The following is a 24948-nucleotide window of genomic DNA, read 5'->3' as shown; positions in this document are numbered from 1 at the left end:
GGATAGGGCAGATGCCCGTTTCCGGTGATTCGGGTGGTGCCCGGGTGACGTCACCGAGGTCACGATCCGGCGTCGCGTCGGCCGGACAACTGTCCAACAATGCCCGGCGGTAGGCATGTAGCGTCTTCGGGTGCCGTCCGCCGAATCGCAGCCCTCCCAGTCCCGGCCCAGCGCCCCCAAGCTCCGCCCGGTGCAACGGACAGCGGCGTACGGGGTGGTCAGCGACGGTTCCGGCGGTGTGCTGCTCTTGCGGGTGCCGGGCGGGAACGGCCCGCAGGGGCGGTGGTCGTTGCCCGGGGGAGTGGTCCGGCACGGCGAGCATCCGCGCGATCGGGTGCGGGCCGGGCTGCTGGAGCAGACGGGTCTGCGCGCGGCGAGCATCACGCCGCGGGACGCCGGGGCCGATGTGGTGGAGCTGCCGGAGCAGGGGGTGAGCGTGCACACGCTGCGGCTGCTGTTCGACGTCACCCTGCCGGGCCGGCCCGCCGGGATCGGGGGTCCGGGGCGGCCGGCGGCGCTGAGCGAGGAGGAAGTGCTCGCCCATCAGCTGGAACTCGACCGGATCGACCGGCTGCCGGGGGAAGACCCGGTGGTCACCCCGGCCCCGGAGTCGCTGGGCGAGTTGCCCGCCGCGGTCGCCGTGGTGGTGCCGCCCGGTCCGGACCGGCCGGTGGCCCAGTTCGTCGGCCGGTTCATGGCCGAGGGCGAACTGGCCGGGCTGCCGCTGTCCGGGTTTCTCCGTTCCATGTTGCTGGGCGAGGGCGAAGGCGAAGACGAGGAACAGCCGCTCAGCGGCGATGTGACCCTGCTCGACCCACCGATCGATCCGGCTCTGTTGCTGCCGCCCCCCGAGCCTGCCGAGCCGGCGGTGGGGGATCCGGAAGTACCGGTCTTCGTGCAGCGCCCTGCGGCTTACGCGGTGCTGGTCGACGAGGACGCCCCCGGCGGTCCGCGGATGCTGCTGAGCAAATTCACCGGCAGCGCGAGCACCTGGACGCTGCCGGGCGGCGGGATCGATCACGGCGAGCACCCCCGGCTGGCTCTCCATCGCGAGATCTACGAAGAGGCGGGGCTGACGTACCAGGCCGGGCCGCTGATCGACATCTCCAGCCGGCACTTCGTCGGGCGCGCTCCGCACGGCCGGCTCGAGGACTTCCACGCGGTGCGGCTGATCTACGCCGGTTCGGTGCCGGTGGACCAGGAACCGCAGGTGATCGAGGTGGACGGTTCCACCGACGAGGCGGCGTGGATCCCGGTCGCCGACCTCACCCGGATGGGGGCGGTGCCCACGGCGCACGAGGCACTGGCGGCCTGGCGTGCGTATCGGGACGGAGCCGGCTGATGGGACGCTGGTATCGGGTGGTGCGTAAGACGAGTCGCAGTGTCCGCCGGGGCACACGGCGGGCGGTCCGGCTGGTCTGGGGACGCCGTCGGAAACGGTCGAGAGGGATGTGGTGAACCGTCGGGTCCGGGTTGCGCCGGAGCTGACCGGCCCGGCCGGGCTGGTGCTGGCCGCGGCCGCGGAGATCGCGGGTGATCTCGACCCCCAGCTCTGGCGTGACCAGGCTGTTCTGCTGGCGGTCGAGAAGGCTTGGCAGGCGGGCGACATGGTCACCGTCGGGGCGTTGGCCGGGGGGTACGACGCGCTGCTGCTCTATGTCCCGGCCGAGAGCGGTGGGGCACTCACCCTGCAGCCCATCGGGAACGCCGAGCGCCGGCACCGGGGGGCGTTCAGTACGCCTGCTGTCTATGCCGATTCGCTTGCCCGGCGGGCGATCCCGGCGCTACCTGCAGACGGCCGGACGCCTACGGTCGTCGATCCTGCCTGTGGTGCAGGGAATCTGCTGCGCGCAGCCTTGGCCCGCCTGCTCTCTCTGGATGTGCCCCCGGAGGAAGCGATTTGGGCGTTGCACGGTGTCGATGCTGACCCGGTCGCCGCTTCGCTGGCCCGTTCGGCCTTGGCGGCTGACCTGAGCCTGGCGGGGCGTCCTACGGAGCCCGCTGAATTGGAGCACCGGATCGTGGCCGGAGACGGCCTGTCCGGCGCCACGCCCAACCAGGCGGCGGCGGGGGCCGGGCTGACTTGGCACGAGGCCTTCCCCGCGGTGCTGGATGTGGAGGGGGCAGAGCCGGAGCCGGTCACCGGGTGGCGGGGCGGTTTCGACGTAATCGTGGCCAACCCGCCCTGGGAACGGCTGAAGGTGCACGCGCGCGACTGGGGTGGCGCGATCCCGGTCGGCCTGCGCGATCACCGGGCCGGTACGGCGAGGGCACTGCGCGATGCCGGTCGCCACCCGCTGACCGGTGCCGGGGAGCTCAACGCCTACCTGCCCTTCGTCGAGACCTGCTGGCGGTTACTCGCTCCCGAGGGCCGGGCTGCGCTGCTCGTTCCCGCCGGCATCGCCTCTGACCGGTCGGCCGCGCGCCTCCTGGAAGCCCTGTGCAACGCCGGTTCGCTCGGGCGTTTGCACCTGATCGAGCCCAGGGGGCCGATCTTCGCGGGGGTCAGCGGAAGAGTCGGCGTGGCGGTGGTCGAGCTGCGCGGTGGGCCTGCAGCGGCCAAGGAGCCCACACAGGCAGAGGTCGCGGTGGGGCTGGCGGGGCCGGACCAGCCTCCGGGCGAGCGTTCCTGGCAACTGCCGGCCCACCTGTTGCGTGTGCTCAATCCCAACACGGCCACCGCGCCACTGTTCGCCTCGGCGACCGACGCAACCATCGTCACCGAAGCCCACCGCCGCACTCCGGTGCTGCTACGGCGGGACCCGCTCACCGCCGTCCCTAGTTCTGATCCTTGGCAGTTGCGCTTGGTCACGCCGTTGCACATGACGCGTGATGCCAGGCATTTCCGCTCTGCGCCAGGGAAAGGGCTGGTGCCTCTGTGGGAAGCGAAGCACTGCGCAATGCTCGACCCCAAAGGTGGCTCGACCACCGCACCCCGCTACTGGGTGCCGATGGAACTGGTCCGGGAACGATACGGAGACCTGTGCGACCGGGGCTGGCTCGCCGGGTATCGCAACGTCTCGACCACCGTCGCGCCGCGCACACTGCTGCCTACCCCGCTCCCCGTCGTCGCCGTAGGCAATTCGCTGCCCCTGATCTCGGCGGAACGTCTGCCACTGCTGCTGGCCGCCTTGTCCACGCTTCCGGTGGATTATCTGCTCCGGCAGAAGCACGCAGGCGCGAACGTGAACTTCTTCAAGCTGGAGCAGGTTCCGGTGCCGCCCCCGGAGGCCTACGACCAGCCATCGCCCTGGAGCGACGGCACGATCGCGCAATGGGTGCTGAACCGTTTCGCGCGGGCAGTGGTGTGGTCGGGCGAGCTGGACGGCCTTGCTGCTGAATTAAGGACGAGTGGGGTCGAGCTTCCGGGGCCGCTGTCGGCCGAGGAGGTGGCGCTCGCCCGGGCCGAACTGGACGCCGCGCACGCGGTGCTGCTCGGTTTCGACCGGATTGAACTTGTCCATCTGATCGGAACTTTCACCGCGTTACGTCGGCAGGACGAGATGCGGCACGGCGGCTGGGTGACCGCCGAACGGCTGCTGCGGGCCTACGACCGGCTGAAGGCTGAGTGAACACTCCGAACAACTGAACGCCGGGTAACTGAACTGCTGCGTAGTTCATCCGGGCGTCGTCCGGCGGACACGTCGTGTGGGGCCGGGCGTCGGTCTTTCTCGCTTTCCTCGCATCTCGGGGGCGCCGCAACGGCGAAGGTCGCCAGGGGCGCCATGGAGGAAAGATGCACCGTCGCACGGTCATCGCCGGCCTGGCTGTCACCCCGTTCACCGCAGCCGTGGCGCAACCGGCGCTCGCCGGACCGCTCGCGGTCTCGGCCAGTTCGCGCAAGGGGGCCACGCTGGTCATCGGTCACCGCGGGGCCAGCGGCTACCGGCCCGAGCACACCCTGGCCGCCTACGACCTGGCCGCCCGGATGGGGGCCGACTTCATCGAGCCCGACGTGGTGATCACCAAGGACGGGGTGCTGGTCTGCCGACACGAGCCGGAGATCGGTGGCACCACCGACGTGGCCGAACGAGCCGAGTTCGCCGACCGCAAGAAGACCAAGAAGCTCGACGGCGTCGACGTGACCGGCTGGTGGGCCGAGGATTTCACGCTGAAGGAGCTGAAGACCCTTTACGCCGCCGAGCGCCTGCCGGCCGTCCGGCAGGAGAACACGCTGTACAACAAGCGGCTTCGGGTGCCGACCCTGGACGAGGTGTTCCAGTTGCGCGCCGAGCTCTCCCGCCGGCTGGGCCGCCGGATCGGCATCTACCCCGAGACCAAGCACCCCACCTACTTCAAGGAACTCGGACTGCCGCTGGAGAAGCGCCTGCTGAACCTGGTGCGCAAGCACGGCCTGAATCACCCGGACGCGCCGATCTTCGTGCAGTCGTTCGAGACCACCAACCTGCAGCAGTTGCGCCGGCTGGGCCTGAAGGCGCCGGCCGTGCAGCTGCTGAGTGCGGCCGGGGCACCCTACGACCTGGTTGCCGCCGGTGATCCGCGCACCTACGCCGACCTGATCACCCCGAAGGGACTCGGTGTGATCGCCAAGTACGCGCAGGGGATCGGGCCGGACAAGAACCTGGTCATCGGCCGGACCGCGGCCGGTGCCCTGGGGAAGCCGACCGAGCTGGTCGACAATGCTCACGGGTCAGGACTTCTCGTGCATCCGTACACCTTCCGGGCCGAGAACAGCTTCCTGCCCAGCGACTATCGGGTGGGCGCGGGCGAGGCCGACTACGGGCGGGCGATCGATGAGCAGATCGCTTATCTGGCGACGGGAATCGACGGTTTGTTCACCGATCAGCCCGACATCGGGGTGTTCGCCCGGTCGGAGCGGGCTGCCGCCTAGCTGAACCTGTCACCGCTCGATCCCGGCGGCCCGGCGGCCCGGCGGCCCGGCGGCCCGGCGGCCCGGCGGCTTTGCGGCGCAGGGCCGGGGGCATGAGCGGTCCGGTGTAACTGGACTACTGGCCCGTCGCCGGGCTGGTCAGCGACCGTAGCCTCCATGCGGCGATGTGTACATCAAGTACACCTGGTACCGGGTGTACACGACGACGAACGGGGCTGGCCCTTTGTCGTGAAGGTTTCTGGTGACGGCCCGGGCTGAAGGCGCTCGAGAGAACCTGGACCAAACCGGATGCGCCCTCGCCCCGTTCACGGGGGCGAGGGCGCATCTGCTCGGCCGGGGTCAGTCGCTCTTCTGGGAGCGCCGGATCGCCGCCGCCATGAGGGCGATGCCGGCCCCGAGCATCACGGCCAGGGCCATTGCTCCGGGGTTGATCTGGGTCTCGCTGAACTGGCTGGTCAGTGCGGAAAGGCCGACCACCAGAAGGATCAGGCCCACGAGCACGGTGCTGAACCGCACGCCCGGGTGCCCCAGCGGCGGATGGGTCACGGGAGCTCCGGGCTGGCTGCCGGCTGGGGTGAAGTGCGGTGCGGGCTGGCTGGTGGGAGGCATTTCCGGGCCACGCTTGCCGGTGATGTAGCCGACGAAACCGGGCTTCCCCGAGGTCGACTCGTTCTCCGGGCGGTAGGGGGCGATCGGCTCGGCGGCGATGAAGGCGGCGGCCTCGTGCTCGACAGAGGACGAGTCTGCGGCCTTGGGTGCCTCCGGCAGGTCGAGCGGGTTGGGGTTGGGGTTGTCGGCCGAGCCCGTCGGGTCAGCCGGGTCGGTCAGGTAAGTGGGGTCGGCCGGATCGGTGGGGTTGATCGGGCTGGCCGAGTTCATCGGGCTGTCGGAGTTCGCAGGGTTGGCTGGATTGGCCGGATCAGTGGGTGTAGCCGGATTAGCCGGGTCTGCGGGATTGGCGGGGCCGGTCGGTTCGGCGGAGTTGATCGGGCTGGCGGGGTTGGCCGAGTTCGTCGGGCTGCCAGAGCTCGCAGGGCTGGCTGAATTGGCCGGATCAGTGGGTGTAGCCGGATTAGCCGAGTCGGTGGGATTGGCTGGGCCAGTCGGGTCGGCGGGGTCGGCGGGGTCGGCCGGGTCGGCCGGGTCGGCCGGGTCGGCCGGGTCGGCAGGATCGGCCGGGTCAGCCGGGTCAGCCGGGTCAGCAGGGTCAGCCGGGTTGATTGGGTTGGCCAGGCCAGCTGAGTCGACCGTGTCAGCCAGGTTGGCGTAGGGCGCCGGATCGGCCGGGGTGGCCGAGGTGGAGGGGTTTTCGGGTGCTGCCGGGGCACCGGGCGCAGCGGGCGCATTGAGCGCTGCGGGTGCATTGGCTGCTGCGGGCGCAGCGGGTGAGTTGGGCGTAGCGGGTGAGTTGGGCGTAGCGGGTGAGTTGGGTGCTGCGGGGGAGTTGGGCGTTGTGGCGGAGGGGGGCGCGGCGGGGGTCTCGAAGGAGCGGGTCTGGTCCAGCGGCACGGCCTCGAACTCGCGGGTCGGCTGATGCTGCGGCGTCGGAAGCTGCGCAGTGTCCCCGGAGCCGGAGCCGGAGCTGTCCCCAGAGTTGTACCCAGCGCTGCCCACGGAGCTGTCCCCGAAGCTGTTTCCCGAACTGCGCCCGGAGCTGTCGCTCGGGCTGTCCTCCGGGCTGTCCCCGATCGCGTCCTTGCTGTCCGGGCCTGCGTTGCCCGTGGTCTGGAACTCGTTGCCGGACATCAGTTGTCTCCGTCCAGGTCGCTCACGTCGGGGAGCTGCGAGGTCAGGTCGCTCGCCCCCTCCTGCACGATCTCCAGCTGCCCGGCCCCCTGCTGCACGTCGATCTTCAGCACCGGGTCGCCGGAACCGTAGGTCAGTACGCGGCTTTGCCGGTCCTGGTTGTTGCCCACGTCGTAGGAACTTCCGTCCGGCTCGACCACCTCGCCGGCGCCCATCTGCACGTCCACCTCTACCGGCACCGAGGCCGGGATGGTCAGGATCATGTGTCCCACACCGAGGTTGGCGTCGACCTCGAGCGGGTCGGTCGCGGTGGCCCCGCTCAGCATGCTCGCCGAGGTCAGGTTCAGCCGGGCCTCACCGAAGCCCAGGGTGTACTGGGTCTCGGCGGCGTCCCGGGTCTGCGGCGCCCAGTTGGTCTCGCCGGCCACGGAGAGGTGCTGGTTGGTCTTGACCCCGGCGTGCTGGGCGGCCGCGCCGACCGCCAGGAACAGCGAGAGCAGGATGCCCAGGCCGGCCAGGCCGGGGCTGCGGCGCCCCATCAGTCCGTTCGCCACCACACCGCAGGCCAGCACGACGATCGCGGCGGCCAGAGCGGTCAGCCCGGCCCACCCGGGCAGGTCACCCGCGGCCTCGGCGGTCAGTACCGCGGCGGACGCGACCAGGGCGCCACCCAGGCTGAGCTGTCGCACCCGGCGCGAGGGCGCCGTGCGGGCCCGGGCCCGCTGGTGCGCCTCGACGCGGGCCCACGCCGCTTCCTCGTGGGCGGTCGGCTGCCGGTTGCTGAAGTCCTTGGCCCAGGTGTGCACCGCTTCGCCGGTCTCCCGGCCCCAGCGGGCGGCGTCCTCGGCCATCCGGCGGCTGCCCTCGTGCGTCCAGTGCGGCGCGCCGTGACTCGCCGGGCCCCCGCCGTGGTGCATTCCGTGCAGGCCCGGGTTGGACTGGCCTTCGGGCGGCTGCGGCAGCTTCTTGGCCATCCACCAGAGCCCGCCGATGATCAGCGCGGCCAGGACCAGCGTGCCGGGGAAGCCCCAGACCCCGCCGTTACCGAACCAGCTGCCGCCGCCCCCGCCGATCAGGGCCAGGGAGAGCAGGACCGAGGCGAAGAAACCGGCGCTGAAGTGGCCACGTACGGCCTCCTGCAGGTGGATCCGGCCGTCCTGCTGCTGCGGCATGAGCATCCAGCAGATGCCGTACAGCGCCACGCCCATGCCACCCACGATCGACAGGGCCACGAAGCCACCGCGGATCAGCGTCTGGTCGATGTTCAGGCGATGAGACAGGCCACTGGCCACGCCGGCGACCCAGCGGCCCTCGGCGGGCCGAGCAGCGCCGTACTCCCGAATGCGGCCGAAGAAGTCGTCTCCCGGACGGCGGTTCGGCGCGCCCGGCTCGGGCGGCGGACTCCAGCTTCCCGGCCCGCCGGACTGACCCGGGCCGGGGGCGCCGGTGCTGAACGGAGGCGGGCCGGCGGGCTGCCTCTGGTTGGGCGACGGGTCGGGCGATCCCCAGACCGCACCGCCCGGCTCCTGCGTTCCGGACATGAGATGGCCCCCTTGGTCATTGCTCGTGGTGCTCGATGGTTCGCGGCCCGCCGTGGTGGATGACCGGATGTCTACCGAAGATGCTGCTCGTTCCGGGCCGTCAAAGGGATCGGGGGTGCCCCCGAGACCACCCTGAACCAGAGACCGGGGTGGTTGGGGGAGCAGGCGAGGCTCGTCCCTGAGGGAAACCGTCGCCGTACGTGTGACGATTGCCCGGTGAGTACACCGCCTGGTCTGATCGGCCCGGACACGGGCCCAGGAGCACCTGGAAGGCCCGTTGTCCCGGGGCCGCCGGCCGTCCGCGTCGCCGCGGTCGGGCCGGTCGTCGGTCAACGCCCGCCGCTGATCCGCCCGCAGGACGATCGGATGCTGGCCGGCGTGGCCGCAGGGGTCGCCATCCACCTGGGGCTGCCGGTTCGCGCCGTACGGTTCGCCTTCGTCGTAGCCACGCTCATGGGTGGCCCGGGGGCGGTTCTCTATGCCTGGCTCTGGGCCCTGGTGCCGGATGAGTCCTCGGCCGCTGCGGCGGTCGAGCAGGCGATGCGGCAGTCCAACCGCACGCCCTACGCGGGCGGCCCGATCCTGGGCGCGCAGATCGGCGGCAGACCTTTCCCTGTTCCTCCGCTCACCGAACCGGCTCCTACCCAGCCGGAAACGCTGACGGGCCCACAAACGTCCGTAAAGCAAGAAAGCCCGCAGGGGCAAACCGAAGACGAGGGGGGCTCGGAAGAGCCCCAGCCACCGACGTCCTCAATTGAGACTGAAGACCCGGCCGGTGCCGCCACCGATGCTGCGCAGGCCGCCCGGGCCGCGGCCGTTGCTGCCGCGGTGGAGCAGGTGGAGCAGGAAGAACGTTCCACCCGGCGAACCCGGCTACGGGCGGACCTTTTTGCCGGGCTCTGCCTACTTGCTGCGACGGGCGTGCTGATCGCCTCCTGGAGCGGCTGGGAGGTACAGGCCGGGCTGGTCCTGCCCATGCTGATCGTGGCCTCCGGCGCGGTGATCGCCTACGCCCAGTTCGACGAGGCCGACCGTTCGCGCTGGTTCTCGCCCACCGGCTTCACCACCCGCGCCGCCACTCTGCGGCTGTTGCTGGGCGTGGTGCTGGTGGTGCTCGGCATCGTGCTGATGGTCCTGCAGAACACCGATCCGCTGATTCTTGGCCAGACTCTGCTGGCCACCTTCGCGGTGCTGGTCGGGGTGGCGGTGGTGTTCGCCCCCTGGGGCGTGCGGTTCTGGCGGGCATTGGATTCCGAACGTTCCGGCCGGGTGCGGGAGGCTGAGCGGGCCGACATCGCCGCCCATCTGCACGACTCGGTACTGCAGACGCTCGCCCTGATCCAGCGCCGCAGCGCGGACGCCACCGAGGTGGCCCGGCTGGCCCGCGCACAGGAGAGAGACCTGCGCGGCTGGCTGTACGGCGGCGCGGACAACGACCCGACGATGATCGCGGCCCGGGTGCAGGCACTCGCGGCCGAGGCGGAAGACGTGCACAGTGCCGTGGTCGAGGTGGTCACGGTGGGCGACCGGCCGGTCGACGAGCGGGCCATCGCGTTGCTGTCGGCGCTGCGCGAGGCGGTGGCGAACGCGGCCCGGCACGCCGGTGGCGAATCGGTGCGGGTGTATGTGGAGTGCATGCCGGACGGGATCGAGGCCTTTGTCCGCGACCGGGGGCCCGGGTTCGACCTGGCCGCGGTCCCGGAGGACAGACTGGGCGTACGCGAGTCGATCATCGGCAGGATGGAACGGCACGGCGGATCGGCGCGGATCCGCAGCGAAGAGGGTGAGGGCACCGAGGTCCGGCTGCTCCTGCCGGACAACGGTTCTCCCGAGGAGGAAAAGTGAGTCAGGAAGCAGCCCCCGCCGTGAAACTGCCCGTGCGGGTGGTGATCGTCGACGACCACCGGGTGTTCCGCAGCGGGGTGCGGGCCGAGCTCGCCCCGGCGGTCACCGACGGCCGGCTCGACATCGTCGGCGAGGCCGGCGACGTGGAGGAAGCGATCGCCGTGGTCGCCCGGCACCGGCCGGACGTGGTGCTGCTCGACGTGCACCTGCCGGGCGGCACGATGCGCCCGGGCGGGCGCGAGGTGCTCTCCCGCTCGGCCTCGCTGATCGGCAACGGCAGCCTGGTCAGCTCCGGCCAGCCGGCCGAGAACAACGAGCCGGTCACCCGGTTCCTGGCGCTCAGCGTGTCCGACGCCGCCGAGGACGTGATCGCGGTGATCCGGGCCGGGGCGCGGGGTTACGTGACCAAGTCGATCACCGGCTCCGAGCTGATCGCCGCAGTGCTCACGGTGGCCTCGGGCGATGCGGTGTTCTCGCCCCGGCTGGCCGGTTTCGTGCTCGACGCGTTCGGCACCGGGGCCGGTGAGGTGGCGGCGGTCGACGACGAGCTGGACCGGCTGTCGGCGCGCGAGCGGGAAGTGATGCGGCTGATCGCCCGGGGCTACGCCTACAAGGAGGTGGCCAAGGAGCTGTTCATCTCGGTGAAGACGGTGGAGACCCACGTCTCGGCGGTGCTGCGCAAGCTCCAGCTCTCCAGTCGGCACGAGCTGACCCGGTGGGCGGCGGACCGACGACTGCTCTGACCTCGGCCAGGTTCGCGCTCTGGTCAAGGCTGTCGGTGCGGGCACGTAGGCTGATTTCCGATGAGCACGCTATTCGACCTCCCCGACGAGACGCCGGCGCCCAAGGGGGCCGCCGCGGCCGAACCGGCTGCCCCGACCACCCCGGCTGCCCGTGGGGCCGCGGCCGTCCGAGCGGCGGCCCGGGCAGCCAAGTCCGCCGCCGGTCCGGCACCGGCGGCTCAGGCGGCTCAGGCGGCGAGTCAGCCCGCCGCCCAGTCGGCGGTCCAGGCGGAGGTCCCGCTCGAGGTTGCGCCGAAGGTCGCGCCGGAGGTCGAGAAGGCGGTTCCCGAGGCAGCAGTGGAACTGTCGCCGAAGGAGAAGGCCCGGCAGCTCGCCGCCGAGCGTTCGGCCAAGCGCTACCCCCTGCCCAAGATCGCCAAGGGCGAGGAGGAGCAGGGCGGGGCGCCGCAGCGTGACCTGCGGGCGATCGCCCCCGACCTCGATCCGGACAAGCTGGTCGAGGGGCTGAACGAGCAGCAGGCCGCCGCGGTGCTGCACCGCGACTCACCGCTGCTGATCCTGGCTGGGGCCGGCTCGGGCAAGACCCGGGTGCTCACCCACCGCATCGGCTACCTGCTGGCCGCCCGCGGGGTGCGGCCCGGGCAGATCCTGGCCATCACCTTCACCAACAAGGCCGCGGCCGAGATGCGCGAGCGGGTGGCCACCATGGTCGGCCCGCGCGCCTCCTCGATCTGGGTCTCCACCTTCCACAGCTCCTGCGTGCGCATCCTGCGCCGCGAGGCCACGCACGTGGGCCTGCGCTCCAACTTCTCGATCTACGACTCGGCCGACTCGCAGCGGCTGATCGGCCTGGTCGCCCGCGAGCTCGACCTCGACCCGAAGAAGTACCCGCCGCGCGGGCTCGCCGCCCAGATCTCGAACCTGAAGAACGAGCTGGTCGACGAGGAGACCAACTCCCACCGGATCGGCGAGGGCAACCCGGCCGAGCGCAACCTGGCCGAGGTCTACACCGGCTACCAGCGGCGGCTGCGCCAGGCCAACGCGCTCGACTTCGACGACCTGATCATGACCACGGTCAACATCCTGCAGGCCTTCCCCGAGGTGGCCGAGCAGTACCGGCGGCGGTTCCGGCACATCATGGTCGACGAGTACCAGGACACCAACCACGCCCAGTACGTGCTCATCCGCGAACTGGTCGGCGGCGAGACGGCCACCCAGCCCCGGCCGGCCAAGCCCGGCGAGCCGGAGCGGCCGCAGATCCCGATGGCCGAGCTCACCGTGGTGGGTGACGCCGACCAGTCGATCTACGCCTTCCGCGGCGCCTCGATCCGCAACATCATCGAGTTCGAGCTCGACTACCCGCAGGCCCGCACCATCATGCTGGAGCAGAACTACCGCTCCACCCAGACCATCCTGTCCGCGGCCAACGCGGTGATCGAGAACAACCCCGACCGCAAACCGAAGAAACTGTGGACGGCCGGGGCCGCCGGGGCGCAGATCACCGGTTACGTGGCCGACGACGAGCACGACGAGGCCGCCTTCGTCGCCGAGGAGATCGAGCGGCTGGGCAAGAGCGACAAGGTCCGCCCGGGCGACGTGGCGGTGTTCTACCGCACCAACGCACAGTCCCGGGCCTTGGAAGAGGTGCTGGTCCGGGCCGGTCTGCCCTACAAGGTGGTCGGCGGCACCCGGTTCTACGAGCGCCGCGAGATCAAGGACGCCCTGGCCTACCTGCGGGTGCTGGTGAACCCGTCCGACACGGTCAACCTGCGGCGCATCATCAACGTGCCCAAGCGCGGCATCGGCGACCGGGCCGAGGGCGCCCTGGTGGCGCTGGCCGACCGGGAGCGGATCTCGTTCGGCGACGCGCTGTTCCGCGCGCAGGAGGCGCCGGGCCTGGCCACCCGCTCGCTCACCGCCGTGAAGAAGTTCGCGCTCCTGCTCGACGAGCTGCGCACCCTGCTCGAGGGCGGCGCCGACCCGGCCATCGTGCTGCAGGCGGTGCTGGAGCAGACGGGCTACCTGGAAGAGCTGCAGAACAGCCACGACCCGCAGGACGAGACCCGGGTGGAGAACCTGGCCGAGCTGGTGGCCGTCACCCAGGAGTACGCCCGCACCACGCCCGACGGCAGCCTGCAGGACTTCCTCGAGCAGGTCTCGCTGGTGGCCGACGCCGACGAGATCCCCGACGAGGACGAGGACGAGGCCAAGCGCCGGGCCGACGAGGGGGTCATCACGCTGATGACCCTGCACACCGCCAAGGGCCTGGAGTTCCCGGTCGTCTTCCTCACCGGCATGGAGGACGGCGCGTTCCCGCACATGCGCTCGCTGAAGGAACCGAAGGAGCTCGCCGAGGAACGCCGCCTGGCCTACGTCGGCCTGACCCGGGCCGAAGAGCGGCTGTACATCACCCGCGCGGCCATCCGCAGCGCCTGGGGCCAGCCCAGCTACAACCCGCCCAGCCGGTTCCTCAACGAGATCCCGCCCGGCCTCATCACCTGGCGGCGCAGCGAGTCCACCCAGATGCGGTCGCAGGCGAGCCCGGCCGTGGCCCGGCTCGCCGCCCGCCCGGGCGGCCGGGGGCCCGGCAACCGGCCGCTGATCAGCCTTTCCACCGGAGACCGGGTCACCCACGACGCGTTCGGCATGGGCAAGGTGGTCGAGGTGGTCGGCGAGGGCGACAAGACGGTGGCGCACATCGACTTCGGCGGAGAGGTGAAACGCCTGCTGCTGCGCTACGCCCCGGTCACCAAGCTCTAGCGCTAGGAGTCGCAGGTCATCAGGCCGGCCTGCAACTTCAGGGTCAGCACCCGGGTCGCGGAGGCCTCCACCTTGGCGGCGAAATCCTCGTCCTTGGCCGCCTTCGACGACAACGCCGTCATCATCGGGCGGGCCAGGTCTGCCTCGACGGTGAGCACCAGGTCACCCCCGGCCTCGACGAAGCGCACCGCGCGCTGGCCGGGGGCGACGTCGGCAACGGCCTTGGCCGCGCCAACGTCGTCGGTCATCACCACGCCCGAGAAGCCCATCTGCTCACGCAGCAGATCGGTGATCACCGCCGACGAGAACACCGCCCGGTTGTCCGGGTCGATCTGCTCGTAGGTGGCCGAGGACATCATCACCGCACCCGCCCCGGCGTTGATCCCGGCCCGGAAGGCCCCCAGGTACGGGTCGTCCACCGTGGTCTTCGTGTCCACCACGTCGCCGGAGAGGTCGGTGTTCAGCGGCACCCGCCCCAGCCCGGGGAAGTGCTTCACGGTCGCGACCACCCCCTGTGAGCGCAGGGCCTCGGTGACCGTCGCCACCGCCTTGGCGACCGTTGCACTGTCGGTGCCGTACTCACGTCCGTACTTACCGATCGGGGGGTTGCGGTTCTCGGTGCCGCTGGGCACCACGTCGGCCACCGGCGCCAGATTCATCGAGATCCCGGCCTGGGCAAGGTCTTTGGCCCAGCTTTCGGTCTCCTCGGTCAGGCGGGCCGAGTTCCACTCGCCCTGCGTGCGGGCCCGGGGCAGGTCGCCCCACCGGGAACCGCGCAGCGACTGCACGGCCCCGCCCTCCTGGTCGATCGAGACCAGCGGCTCGATCTTCGCCCCGCCGGCCTCCATCGCCGGGATCCGGCCGATCTCCTTGAGCAGCCCGCCCGCGGAACGACCGCTGCGCCCGTGCAGGAACACCGAGCCCAGGTGATTGCGCTTCACCACCGGCACCACTGCGTCCGCATCGGTCAGCGGGGTGCCGGCCATCACCAGCTGCCCGGCCTGCTCGGCGACGCTCATGGCCGACACTGCCGACTGCACGCAGGCGGTACCCGGATCGACGGTGGCCGTCGGCTGCGGGGATGCGGTGGGAGTGCTCGAAGCGGCGGGAAGGTCGCGGCTGTCGGTGGTGGGTGAGACACCGGGCTGCGCCTGCGGATCCTCCTCCCCGGCCGAGCAGCCGGACAGCACCAGACCGGTCGCCACCAGGCCGGCCAGTGCGCCTGCGCGCAGGACAGGGTGCCGTCGCGGATGCCGGTAAGCCTCAGTCACCCCTGCAGCCTGTCATGTCCCTGGCCCCCCACTCCCGGTGAGGCGCCCCGCCACGGTGCCCACCCTCGTCCTCAAATTTCTGAACCATCACCGACGTGACGCGCTACACGGCCGCTTGGTCCGGCACACCAACCTGTCCGGACTAGGCTCGACGACACAACCGTCCCCGTCGTTGAGGACCCCACCCGTGGATCTTTACGAATACCAGGCTCGCGACCTGTTCGCGGCCCACGGCGTACCGGTGCTGGACGCCCTCGTGGCCGACACACCGGAACAGGCCGCCGAGGCCGCCAGCAAGCTTGAAGGCTCCGTAGTCGTCGTCAAGGCGCAGGTGAAGGCCGGTGGCCGGGGTAAGGCGGGCGGCGTCAAGCTCGCCAAGTCCCCCGAAGAGGCCGCCGAGCGCGCCAAGGACATTCTCGCGCTGACCATCAAGGACCTGCCGGTCCGCCGGGTCATGATCACCCAGGGCGCCGACATCGCCGAGGAGTACTACTTCTCGGTGCTGCTCGACCGGGCCAACCGTACCTACCTCGCCATGGCCTCCCGTGAGGGCGGCATGGAGATCGAGGAGCTTGCGGTCGAGCGCCCGGAGGCCCTGGCCCGCATCCCCGTCGACGCCATCACCGGCATCGACGCCGCGAAGGCTCAGGAGATCATCGACGCCGCCGGGTTCGACGAGGCCGTCAAGCCGCAGATCGTCGAGGTCATCCAGAAGCTCTGGACCGTGTTCAAGTCCGAGGACGCGACCCTCGTCGAGGTCAACCCGCTGATCAAGAGCGGTGACGGCAAGATCGTCGCGCTCGACGGCAAGGTCTCGCTGGACGAGAACGCCGGCTTCCGCCACCCCGAGCACGAGGCCCTGGCCGACCAGGCCGCCGCCGACCCGCTCGAGGCGAAGGCCAAGGAGAAGAACCTCAACTACGTGAAGCTCGACGGCAACGTCGGCATCATCGGTAACGGCGCCGGGCTCGTGATGAGCACGCTCGACGTGGTCGCCTACGCCGGTGAGCAGTTCGGTGGCTCGCGTCCGGCCAACTTCCTCGACATCGGCGGTGGCGCCAGCGCCGAGGTGATGGCCAACGGCCTGGAGATCATCCTCTCCGACCCGCAGGTGAAGTCGGTGTTCGTCAACGTCTTCGGCGGTATCACCGCCTGCGACGCGGTGGCGAACGGCATCGTGCAGGCCTTCCAGCTGCTGGAGTCCCGGGGCGAGAGCGTGACCCGCCCGCTGGTCGTCCGCCTCGACGGCAACAACGCCGAGCTGGGCCGGCAGATCCTCACCGACGCCGGGCTCGCGGGCCTGGAGCAGGTGGACACGATGGACGGCGCCGCCTCCCGCGCGGCCGAGCTCGCAGCCAAGGGAGCCTGAGCGATGGCGATCTTCATCGACGAGAACAGCAAGGTCATCGTCCAGGGCCTGACCGGCTCCGAGGGCAAGAAGCACGCCCAGCTGATGCTGAAGTCGGGCACCCAGATCGTCGGCGGCGTGAACCCGCGCAAGGCCGGCACCACGGTCGAGTTCGAGGGTGGCGTGTCCGTGCCGGTGTTCGGCACGGTCGCCGAGGCGATCAAGGAGACCGGCGCCGACGTCAGCGTCATCTTCGTGCCCGCCGCCTTCACCAAGGCCGCGGCGTACGAGGCGATCGACGCGGGCATCCCGCTGGCCGTGGTGATCACCGAGGGCGTGCCGGTGCACGACACCGCCGACTTCTATCAGCACGCGGTCAACTCCGGCACCACCCGGCTGATCGGGCCGAACTGCCCGGGCCTGATCAGCCCCGGCAAGTCGAACGTCGGCATCATCCCGGCCAGCATCACCGGCCCGGGCCCGATCGGGCTGGTCAGCAAGAGCGGCACGCTGACCTACCAGATGATGTACGAGCTGCGGGACATCGGCTTCTCGTCCGGCGTGGGCATCGGTGGTGACCCGGTGATCGGGACCACCCACATCGACGCGCTCGCCGCGTTCGAGGCCGACCCGGAGACCAAGGCGATCGTGATGATCGGCGAGATCGGTGGCGACGCCGAGGAGCGGGCCGCGGCCTACATCAAGGAGCACGTGACCAAGCCGGTCGTCGGCTACGTCGCGGGTTTCACCGCCCCCGAGGGCAAGACGATGGGCCACGCGGGCGCGATCGTGTCCGGCTCGTCGGGCACCGCGCAGGCGAAGAAGGAGGCCCTCGAGGCCGCCGGGGTGAAGGTCGGCAAGACGCCGAGCGAAACCGCCCAGCTGATGCGGGAGATCGTCAGCGCTCTCTGACGCTTGCGGTTTTTGGCCGCAGGGCAGCCGATGGTGGGCTCCCTGCGGCCAAACCTTTTTTAGGACGTTTGTGGGCCTGCTCGCGGGGAGCGGCGAGTTCGGGGGTGGCGGCTCGCGGGTCGAGCGGTACGCCCCAAAACTGTGACTCGTCACGGATCTGGCGACACCCCCGTGGAAGTCCCACGTCAGGGGCGTTTCCTCGACCAGCATGACGGGGATGAGCACCGTACGGGAACGCATCGGCCTCCGCCCCGGCACGCCCCCGGCTCCGGTGGTGGCCGGGCCGGGCCGGCGCCCGAACATGGTGCTCTACTCCGCCGTCGTGGCTGTTCAGGCGGCCCTGGCCTCACTCGTGGTGGTGATGGTGCCGGTGGTGCTGGCCTGGGCCACGGCCTCGTACAGCCGGGCCCCCTGGACCGACGTGGTCCAGCTGGGGATCGGCGCCTGGCTGCTCGGGCACCACGTCGGCATCGTGATCCCGGACGGGCACATCGGGCTGGTCCCGATCGGCCTGCTGCTGATCCCGGTGGTCAGCTGCTGGTTCGGCGGGGTTCGGCTGGCCCGGGGACTGGACCCGAACACCGACCAGATCCGCGAGGGAATCGGCCGGGCCCGCCCCCGGGCGCCCCGGCCGAAGGCGATGGCGGTGTTCGCGTTCAGCTATGCGGGCACGGTGACGGCGATGGCCACGCTGGTGACGACCTCGCAGGTCCGCCCCCTGCTGGGCCAGGCGTTCGCCGGCGCGATGGTGATCGTCTGCCTGGCCGGCGCGGCGGGGATGGCCGCCTGGGTGGGCGGGGGAGTGATCCCCGGGCTGCGCCTGCTGGTGGACAAGTCTCGCGCGCCCAAGGTGATCCGCCGCTGCTTCCGGCCAGTTCTGCTGGGGCTCGCGGTGCAGCTCGCCGCGGCTCTGGTGCTCTTCGTCGTGGCCACCGTGCTGGGCTGGGACCGGGTCACGCAGCTGCATTCAGCGCTCGCCCCGGGCGTGGTCGGCGGGATCGTGCTGACCCTGGGGCAGTTGCTCGTGGTGCCGAACCTGACGATCTGGTCCGGCTCCTATGCGGCGGGGGCAGGCTTCTCGGTGGGGGAGGGCACCACTGTGGCCCCCGGCCAGCTCGACGTCGGGGCGTTGCCGGCGCTGCCCGTCCTGGGCGCCCTGCCCTCCGCCCCCGGCCCGGAAACGCTCTGGTTGCTGATGGCGATCCCGGTGCTGGGCGGCCTGGTGACCGGTTACCGCGTGCTGCGGATGCCTCTCGGCCGCAACCTGATCCACATTGACGCCTCGCCCACCCGCCGGATGATCGAGCGGGTGCCCCATCATGTGCGCGTACCCCTGGTCCGCGCGGTCGTTGCCGGTCTGCTCATGGTTCTCGCCTGGACCCTGCTCGGCTGGCTTTCCGGTGGTGCGGCCGGGCCCGGCCGGCTCGACGTGATGGGGCCCGACGTCCCGACACTGGCTCTGTTCATGGCGGCCGAGGCTGGTGGCGCGATCGTGCTTACGGTGGCTGTCGGGCTCGTGGTGCGTCGTCTCATCGGGTCACGTAAGAGCGCTGCTGCTGACGTGCCGATGTCTGGTGGTACCCCGGGCCGCGGTATCCCGCGTCCGGCCCGGACTCCCGCCGAAGGGCTGCTCGTGTCCGGCATCGCTGATGCCCCGGGTGCCTCGGCCACGGCGGCGGGGACGGCCAAGAAGCCGGCCTCGCTGGCCGATGTGGGGGCGGACCCGCTGGCCTGGCTGGACCGGCCCGGGCCGGGCCCGCGCAAACGCACGGACCCGCCCCGCCACGCCTCCTGAGACTCAGCTCCCGGAGCGCTGGTTCAGGTCTTCCAGAATGCTGTCGAACCGGTCGTTCGTCTCGTCCAGGCAGGCCTTCTCGGCGGTGTCGGTGCTGGCCCGGCTCTGGCACTTCTCCAGGTCCGAGATCACCGGGTAGTAGACCGCCTGGGTGAGCAGGATCAGCAGGAGCAACCCGGTCACCCCCAGCCCGAACACGGTGAAGACCACGCCGCGGGCGGGCATTCCGGCGCGCCGCATCTCGGCCAGGCCGATCAGGACCCGGATGCCGACGAACGCCCCGGCCAGCCCGAGCGCGATCCCGGCCAGCCGGAAGGGCAGGGCCAGCGAGGTCACGATCAGCAGGCCGATCACCATGATGATGAACAGCCTGAGCCGGTCGCGGGTGCGCAGCGCCAGGGCCTTCAGTTCGTCGGGGCTCTTGCGCCTGCGGTCGGGCAGGTTCCAGCCCTGCTGCCCCGGTCCGCCCGGTCCGCCGGATTGGCCTGGCCCGCCCGGCTGACCGAACTGGCCGTACGGGCCGGGCTGATGGAACTGGTTGTAAGGGCCCGGCTGGCCGTACTGGTTGTAGGGACCCGGTTGTCCGTACGGGCCCGCCGGGCCGAACTGGCTTGCTTCGCCGAACTGGCCCGATTGACCGAACTGGCTTGCCTGGCCGGGCTGCCCGTACTGGCCGAGTTGGCCCGTTTGAGCGAACTGGTTCGGCTGGCTGAACTGGCCCGTTTGGTCCGTCGGGCCGAAATGGCCCGGCTGGCCGTACGGGGCGGGCTGGGTGTTCGGCGTGGGCTGACCGTACTGGCCGGGTGAGCCAGGCTGTCCCTGAGGCGTCGAGTCCTGGGACCAGGCCTCGCCGGGCCCCGGATACTGGCCGTAGGGAGCCTGGCCAGGCAGCGTCTGGCCGGATGAGGGGTGGTCGTTCTGCGGCTGCCCGGGAGTCGGCTGGCCGTGAGGAGCCTGAGCAGGGGATACCTGTCCGGGGGTGGCCTGGTTGGCCGGCGGCTGCCCGTAAGTAGCCTGGCTGGGCGGGGTTTGGCCTGCGGTGGTCTCCGTGGCGGTTTGGCTGTCCGAATTCCGCTCCTCGACCGTCTGACCCTGGGCCGCCTTCTCACTCACAGTGCTGCCGTCCGCCTCGCCCGGCCCGGTCTGATCAATGCCGACTTCGATCTTGTCCGGCCCTGGCTCCGTGCTCCGAGCCGGGTGGTCGTGGGTCTCGACCTCGCCACCACGGCCCGCAGCGCCCGTCAGTTCGCCGGTGGCCTTCACCTGGTTGGTCTCAGCCTCGTCGTCCAGGGGGGCCGGGCTCGCGGCGAGCGGCTCCTCCTGCAGCCAGGCGGCCGGGATCTGGCCGGGGGGCAGGGGCGGCCGGCGGGTGGCGCCGGTCTCGTGGGGCGGGATCGGGGACGAGCCCCCTTCTTCGGACGTGGCGCGGGGGCGGGGAGGGCTCAGGTCTTCCGGGCCGGAGCCCTGGGGTTCCGAGGCCTCTTCCCCTGAGCCTTCGGCCTTCGAGTTGGCCGGCTCCGATGGCCGGCCTGGGGCGTGTGGGCTCCCCGCGGGGGCGCCGGCCACCTCGGTGCGGCGGTCGTCGTCCTGCGGCACCGGGCTCTTCTCCGGTGCGTCGGGCCAGGTGTGGCCAGGCCCAGGGTTGGGGGTGCTCGGCACGGCTCCTCATCGTTGGCTCGGGGACCGCCGGGGCGGCCGGTCTTTCGAATGGTCTCAAATGCTGTTGTACCGGCAGTTCGGCCCGGCGCAGGTCTGCTGCGGTCACGGTTGCGGCCACAGTTGGCGGCGGACTTCGCCACCTCCGGCGCCCGGATGCCGTCCGGGCCTGGCTATCGTCTCCGTTCGTGACCGAGGATCCCCAGGTACCCGCAGCGGCCGCAGACGCCGGAACCCAGGGCGGGGCCGCGGCGTTGCCGCGGGTCGCCGTCATCGTGTCCGGCAGCGGCACACTGCTGCAGGCACTTCTGGACAACGCGCAGGGCTACACCATCAGTTCCGTGCTCTCCGACCGCGCCGACGCGCTCGGCCTGGAGCGGGCCCGCCGGGCCGGGGTGCCCACGGCGGTGGTCGAGGTGAAGGACTTCCCCGACCGGGCCGCCTGGGACCGGGGCCTGCTGCGCGCGGTCGAGGCGTTCGCGCCCGACCTGATCGTGCTGGCCGGTTTCATGCGGATCGTCGGCGAGCCCCTGCTGACCAGGTACGGCGGGCGGATCATCAACACCCACCCGGCCCTGCTGCCGGCCTTCCCCGGGGCGCACGGGGTGCGTGACGCGATGGCGCACGGGGTGAAGGTGACCGGCTGCTCGGTGATCCTGGTCGACGCGGGCACCGACACCGGGCCGATCATCGCCCAGCGGGCCACCGACGTCCTGGACGAGGACACCGAGGAGACGCTGCACGAGCGGATCAAGGTGCTGGAGCGGGACCTGCTGGTGGACGTGGTGGAGCGGATGAGCACCAAGGGCTGGAAGGTGGAGGGCCGCAAGGTCCGCCTCGGCTGAGCCGCCCCAGGGGGCCCCGGCGCGTTCTGCCGGGCGGGGCGATCGGGGAGTGCCCGGAGGCGTCCCCGGTAGCCACCCGGTGGTGTCCCGGAAACCGTCCCTGGAACCACCGGTACCGGGCCGCAGCCGGTGCAGAACTGTCACCGGTAACGGATATCGTCTGGTGCCGTGAGTGAAACCACTGCCACCCCCGTTCCCGCCGCTGCGGCCTCCCGGCTCCCGATCCGCCGGGCCCTGGTCTCCGTCTACGACAAGACCGGTCTCGAAGAGCTGGCCCGCGGCCTGCACGAGGCCGGGGTGGCCCTGGTCTCCACCGGTTCCACCGCCGGGCGGATCGCCGCCGCCGGGGTCCCGGTCACCAAGGTCGAAGACCTCACCGGCTTCCCCGAGTGCCTCGACGGCCGGGTGAAGACCCTGCACCCCAAGGTGCACGCCGGGCTGCTGGCCGACCGCCGCCTCGACTCGCACGTGCAGCAGCTGGGCGAGCTCGGCGTCGAGCCGTTCGACCTGCTGATCAGCAACCTCTACCCGTTCACGGCCACCGTGGCCTCCGGCGCCACCCCCGACGAGTGCGTCGAGCAGATCGACATCGGCGGCCCGAGCATGGTGCGCGGCGCCGCGAAGAACCACCCGTCGGTGGCCGTCGTGGTCGACCCGGCCCGCTACTCCGACGTCCTGGCCGCGGTCGCTGCCGGCGGCTTCACCCTGGCCGAGCGGCAGCAGCTGGCCGCCGCCGCGTTCCGCCACACCGCCGACTACGACGTGGCGGTCGCCTCCTGGATGGGCAACGTGCTCGCCCCCGCCGAAGACGGCTCCGGCTTCCCGGTCTGGGCCGGCGCCACCTACGAGCGCGAGACGGTGCTGCGCTACGGCGAGAACCCGCACCAGAAGGCCGCGCTGTACAAGAGCGGCCGGCCCGGCCTGGCGCACGCCGAGCAGCTGCACGGCAAGGAGATGTCGTACAACAACTACGTCGACACCGACGCCGCCTGGCGGGCCGCGCACGACCACGGCACCCTGCCCACGGTCGCCGTGATCAAGCACAACAACCCGTGCGGCATCGCGGTCGAGAGCGGGACCGACGGCGTCGCCGGGGCCCACCTGAAGGCGCACAACTGCGACCCGGTCTCGGCCTACGGCGGCGTGGTGGCCACCAACCAGACGGTCAGCGCGGCGATGGCCGAGCAGCTGTCCGAGATCTTCACCGAGGTGGTGGCCGCTCCCGACTTCGAGCCCGCCGCGCTCGAGGTGCTCACCCGGAAGAAGAACATCCGGCTGCTGAAGGTGCCGGCCGAGACGGCGCCCGCGGCGACCGAGACCCGCCCGATCAGCGGCGGTCTGCTGATCCAGAACGTCGACCGGATCGACGCCGGGGCCGGCGACGAGTCAACCACCGGTGGCGACGAGCCGTCCAAGTGGCGTCTGGTGGCCGGTGAGCCGGCCGACGAGGCCACCCTGGCCGACCTGGAGTTCGCCTGGCGGGCCATCCGCGCGGTGAAGTCCAACGCGATCCTGCTGGCCGACGGCGGGGCCAGCGTCGGTATCGGGATGGGCCAGGTCAACCGGGTCGACTCGTGCCGCCTGGCGGTCGAGCGGGCCGGGGCCGAGCGGGCCAAGGGGGCGGTCGCCGCCTCCGACGCGTTCTTCCCCTTCGCCGACGGGCTGCAGGTGCTGCTCGAGGCCGGGGTCCGGGCCGTGGTCCAGCCGGGCGGGTCGATCCGTGACGAGGAGGTCATCGCCGCCGCGCAGGCCGCCGGCGTCACGATGTACCTCACCGGCACCCGGCACTTCGCCCACTGAGGGCAGCGGGCACCGTGAGCACACCGACCACGAGTCACAGCAGGGGGCTGAGCGGGGTGGAGGGGCCGTCGCTACCGGTTCGCCGGACCGCGTTCTTCGTCGTGCTGCTGCTGGTCGCGGCCTCGCTGCCGCTGACCCTGCTGATCAACTTCCAGGTCGGCGGGTACGTGCTCGCGCTGGCCGCACTGGTCGGGGGCACCGCTCGCGCGGTGCTGCCCGACTACCTCTGCCTGGGGCTGCTCGTGCGGTCCCGGCAGCAGGACGTCCTGACCATGTACGTGCTGGGAGTCGCGGTTGCCCTGTTGGCCTGGAAAGTCCCCGGTGGGTGATCCGCCGGAAGGGTCCCAGCGCTTAGGCTGACCTGAGGGTGGGGGCCTCCCGGGGCGAGCATGCAACGTCGGCCCGGGGCAGAGCGTTGTGCAAGGTGCGGGCCCTCCTCGGCCCGCAGGAAGCCCTGATGCCTCACCGGTGTCCGGGGGGAACTGACGCGAAAGGGATCCGATGAGCGAGCCTACGAGCCCCGGCGGTCAGGCTGCTGCCAGCCGCCCGAGCCCCCTGCAGCCCCCTGCTCCGGCTGTGTCCTCGCTCACCCTGACCGCGCCGGAGCCACCGCCGGCGATCGCCCAGACCCAGGCGCCGGAGCTGGCCCCGGCCATCGACCCGGCGGCGCTGCCCGGGCTGGACGCCAAGGTGGACGACTACATCGGCTCGCTGATGTCGGCCGACCCCAAGTCGCCGGAGTTCGCCAGCCGCACCAACGACGTGCGCACGATGGGCGACACCGACATCCGGGAGGCCGCCGACAGTTCCAACCGGCTGCTCCAGGTGCCGGTGAAGGCGTTGAACGAGGGCGGTCTGGCCAAGGGGTCCAAGGTCGGCGCCACCCTGGTGGAGCTGCGGCGCACGGTCGAGGAGCTGGACCCCAAGGGGGCCACCGGCACCAAGAAGATCCTCGGGATGATCCCGTTCGGCAACAAGGTGCGCGACTACTTCCAGCGCTACCAGAGCGCGCAGGAGCAGCTCAACGCGATCATCCAGGCGCTCTACAACGGCCAGGACGAGCTGCGTCGCGACAACGCCTCGCTGAACCAGGAGAAGCAGCACCTCTGGACCACGATGGCCCGGCTGAACCAGTACATCTACGTGGCCGAGCGGCTGGACTCGCGCCTGTCGGCGCAGATCGCCGAGTTCGAGGCCTCCGACCCGCAGCGGGCCAAGGCCCTGCGCGAGGACGTCCTGTTCTACGTCCGGCAGAAGCACCAGGACCTGCTCACCCAGCTGGCCGTGTCGATCCAGGGCTACCTGGCGATGGACATCATCATCAAGAACAACCTGGAGCTGATCAAGGGCGTCGACCGGGCCACCACCACCACGGTCTCGGCCCTGCGCACCGCGGTGATCGTGGCCCAGGCGCTGTCCAACCAGCAGCTCGTGCTCGACCAGATCACCGCGCTGAACAGCACCACCTCGCGGATGATCGAGAGCACCTCGGAGATGCTGAAGGACAACTCGGCGCGGATCCAGGCCGGCGCCGCGTCGGCCGCGGTCGGCCTGCCCGAGCTGCAGCGGGCCTTCGCCAACATCTACGCCACGATGGACGCGATCGACACGTTCAAGGTGCAGGCGCTGGACACGATGGCGGCCACCATCGGCACGCTGGAGACCGAGACCACCAAGGCCCGCGGCTATCTCGACCGGGTGCACGCCAACGACCAGCGCACCGCGCAGGCCGAGCGGGGCGGTTCGCTCGACCTCGGCATGGGCCGCTGAGCAAGCGACGCTGACACGAGCGGGGAAGCAGAAGAGCTGAAGATGTGCGCAGAACGGGGCCGTC

General features: G+C 71.2%; 17 protein-coding genes. 13 read left to right on the top strand and 4 right to left on the bottom strand.

The annotated features are described in order from the left end of the window. Positions 1-130: 130 nt before the first annotated feature. From QSK18_RS00675 to QSK18_RS00665, 3 genes are all read left to right on the top strand, one after another. Positions 131-1342, top strand: a complete 1212-nt coding sequence (locus tag QSK18_RS00675; protein WP_285616287.1) for an NUDIX domain-containing protein — start codon at positions 131-133, stop codon at positions 1340-1342. A gap of 112 nt (positions 1343-1454) precedes the next feature. Further along, positions 1455-3572, top strand: a complete 2118-nt coding sequence (locus QSK18_RS00670) for an Eco57I restriction-modification methylase domain-containing protein (protein ID WP_285616286.1) — start codon at positions 1455-1457, stop codon at positions 3570-3572. A gap of 164 nt (positions 3573-3736) precedes the next feature. Then, positions 3737-4852 (top strand): glycerophosphodiester phosphodiesterase, encoded by a 1116-nt coding sequence (locus QSK18_RS00665; RefSeq protein ID WP_232811338.1) that lies wholly within the window; start codon positions 3737-3739, stop codon positions 4850-4852. A 339-nt stretch (positions 4853-5191) separates the two neighbouring features. On the opposite strand, the gene QSK18_RS00660 is transcribed toward QSK18_RS00665, so the two are convergent. Both QSK18_RS00660 and QSK18_RS00655 read right to left on the bottom strand, forming a co-directional pair. Then, on the bottom strand, positions 5192-6598 hold the full coding sequence (locus tag QSK18_RS00660; RefSeq protein ID WP_285616285.1) for a hypothetical protein: 1407 nt from the start codon (positions 6596-6598) through the stop codon (positions 5192-5194). Then, positions 6598-8139, bottom strand: a complete 1542-nt coding sequence (locus tag QSK18_RS00655; RefSeq protein ID WP_285616284.1) for a PspC domain-containing protein — start codon at positions 8137-8139, stop codon at positions 6598-6600. The genes QSK18_RS00660 and QSK18_RS00655 overlap by 1 nt, the downstream gene beginning before the upstream one ends. Before the next feature lie 216 nt (positions 8140-8355). On the opposite strand from QSK18_RS00655, the gene QSK18_RS00650 reads away from it, so the two are divergent. Genes QSK18_RS00650 through pcrA form a run of 3 tightly spaced genes read left to right on the top strand, consistent with a single transcriptional unit; the run spans position 8356 to position 13487 of the window. Next, positions 8356-9984 (top strand): ATP-binding protein, encoded by a 1629-nt coding sequence (locus QSK18_RS00650; protein ID WP_285616283.1) that lies wholly within the window; start codon positions 8356-8358, stop codon positions 9982-9984. Further along, positions 9981-10727: a LuxR C-terminal-related transcriptional regulator gene (locus QSK18_RS00645; RefSeq protein ID WP_285616282.1), complete on the top strand. Its 747-nt coding sequence runs from the start codon at positions 9981-9983 to the stop codon at positions 10725-10727. Before QSK18_RS00650 ends, QSK18_RS00645 begins: the two co-directional genes overlap by 4 nt. 60 nt (positions 10728-10787) lie before the next feature. Further along, positions 10788-13487, top strand: a complete 2700-nt coding sequence (gene pcrA, locus QSK18_RS00640; protein ID WP_285616281.1) for a DNA helicase PcrA — start codon at positions 10788-10790, stop codon at positions 13485-13487. Positions 13488-13489: 2 nt separating this feature from the next. Here pcrA and QSK18_RS00635 read toward each other — a convergent pair whose 3' ends face one another. Further along, a complete protein-coding gene (locus tag QSK18_RS00635) occupies positions 13490-14758 on the bottom strand; it encodes a glycoside hydrolase family 3 N-terminal domain-containing protein (protein ID WP_285616280.1) in 1269 nt (422 codons plus the stop codon). A 187-nt stretch (positions 14759-14945) separates the two neighbouring features. Here QSK18_RS00635 and sucC point away from each other — a divergent pair, with 187 nt between their 5' ends. From sucC to QSK18_RS00620, 3 genes are all read left to right on the top strand, one after another. Beyond that, positions 14946-16127, top strand: a complete 1182-nt coding sequence (gene sucC / locus QSK18_RS00630; protein WP_285616279.1) for an ADP-forming succinate--CoA ligase subunit beta — start codon at positions 14946-14948, stop codon at positions 16125-16127. 3 nt (positions 16128-16130) lie between these two features. After that, positions 16131-17018 carry a succinate--CoA ligase subunit alpha gene (gene sucD, locus QSK18_RS00625; RefSeq protein ID WP_232811344.1) on the top strand — a complete coding sequence of 296 codons (888 nt, stop codon included), beginning with the start codon at positions 16131-16133 and terminating at the stop codon, positions 17016-17018. 217 nt (positions 17019-17235) lie between these two features. Continuing rightward, the gene (locus QSK18_RS00620; protein WP_232811345.1) at positions 17236-18813 is read left to right on the top strand and encodes a cell division protein PerM; all 1578 of its coding nucleotides are present in this window, start codon (positions 17236-17238) and stop codon (positions 18811-18813) included. A 3-nt stretch (positions 18814-18816) separates the two neighbouring features. Here the strand turns inward: QSK18_RS00620 and QSK18_RS00615 are convergent, their stop codons facing one another. Next, the gene (locus QSK18_RS00615) at positions 18817-20472 is read right to left on the bottom strand and encodes a hypothetical protein (RefSeq protein ID WP_285616278.1); all 1656 of its coding nucleotides are present in this window, start codon (positions 20470-20472) and stop codon (positions 18817-18819) included. A gap of 185 nt (positions 20473-20657) precedes the next feature. Between QSK18_RS00615 and purN the strand changes: the two genes are divergently transcribed. The 4 genes from purN (at position 20658) to QSK18_RS00595 (ending at position 24884) form a co-directional block, all read left to right on the top strand. Continuing rightward, positions 20658-21314, top strand: a complete 657-nt coding sequence (gene purN, locus QSK18_RS00610) for a phosphoribosylglycinamide formyltransferase (RefSeq protein WP_232811347.1) — start codon at positions 20658-20660, stop codon at positions 21312-21314. 168 nt (positions 21315-21482) lie between these two features. Next, complete coding sequence (purH, locus tag QSK18_RS00605) at positions 21483-23114, top strand: bifunctional phosphoribosylaminoimidazolecarboxamide formyltransferase/IMP cyclohydrolase (protein WP_232811348.1); 1632 nt, start codon at positions 21483-21485, stop codon at positions 23112-23114. Positions 23115-23128: 14 nt separating this feature from the next. Next, positions 23129-23443, top strand: coding sequence for a DUF3017 domain-containing protein (locus QSK18_RS00600; RefSeq protein WP_232811349.1), 315 nt, complete (start codon positions 23129-23131; stop codon positions 23441-23443). 172 nt (positions 23444-23615) lie between these two features. Continuing rightward, positions 23616-24884: a toxic anion resistance protein gene (locus tag QSK18_RS00595; RefSeq protein ID WP_232811350.1), complete on the top strand. Its 1269-nt coding sequence runs from the start codon at positions 23616-23618 to the stop codon at positions 24882-24884. The last annotated feature ends 64 nt before the right edge of the window (positions 24885-24948 follow it).

Origin of the sequence: Kineosporia sp. NBRC 101677 (assembly GCF_030269265.1) — a bacterium.
GTDB classification, from domain to species: domain Bacteria; phylum Actinomycetota; class Actinomycetes; order Actinomycetales; family Kineosporiaceae; genus Kineosporia; species Kineosporia rhizophila.
Note: the sequence above shows the minus strand (reverse complement) of the source record. Positions and strands in the feature narration are given on the sequence as shown.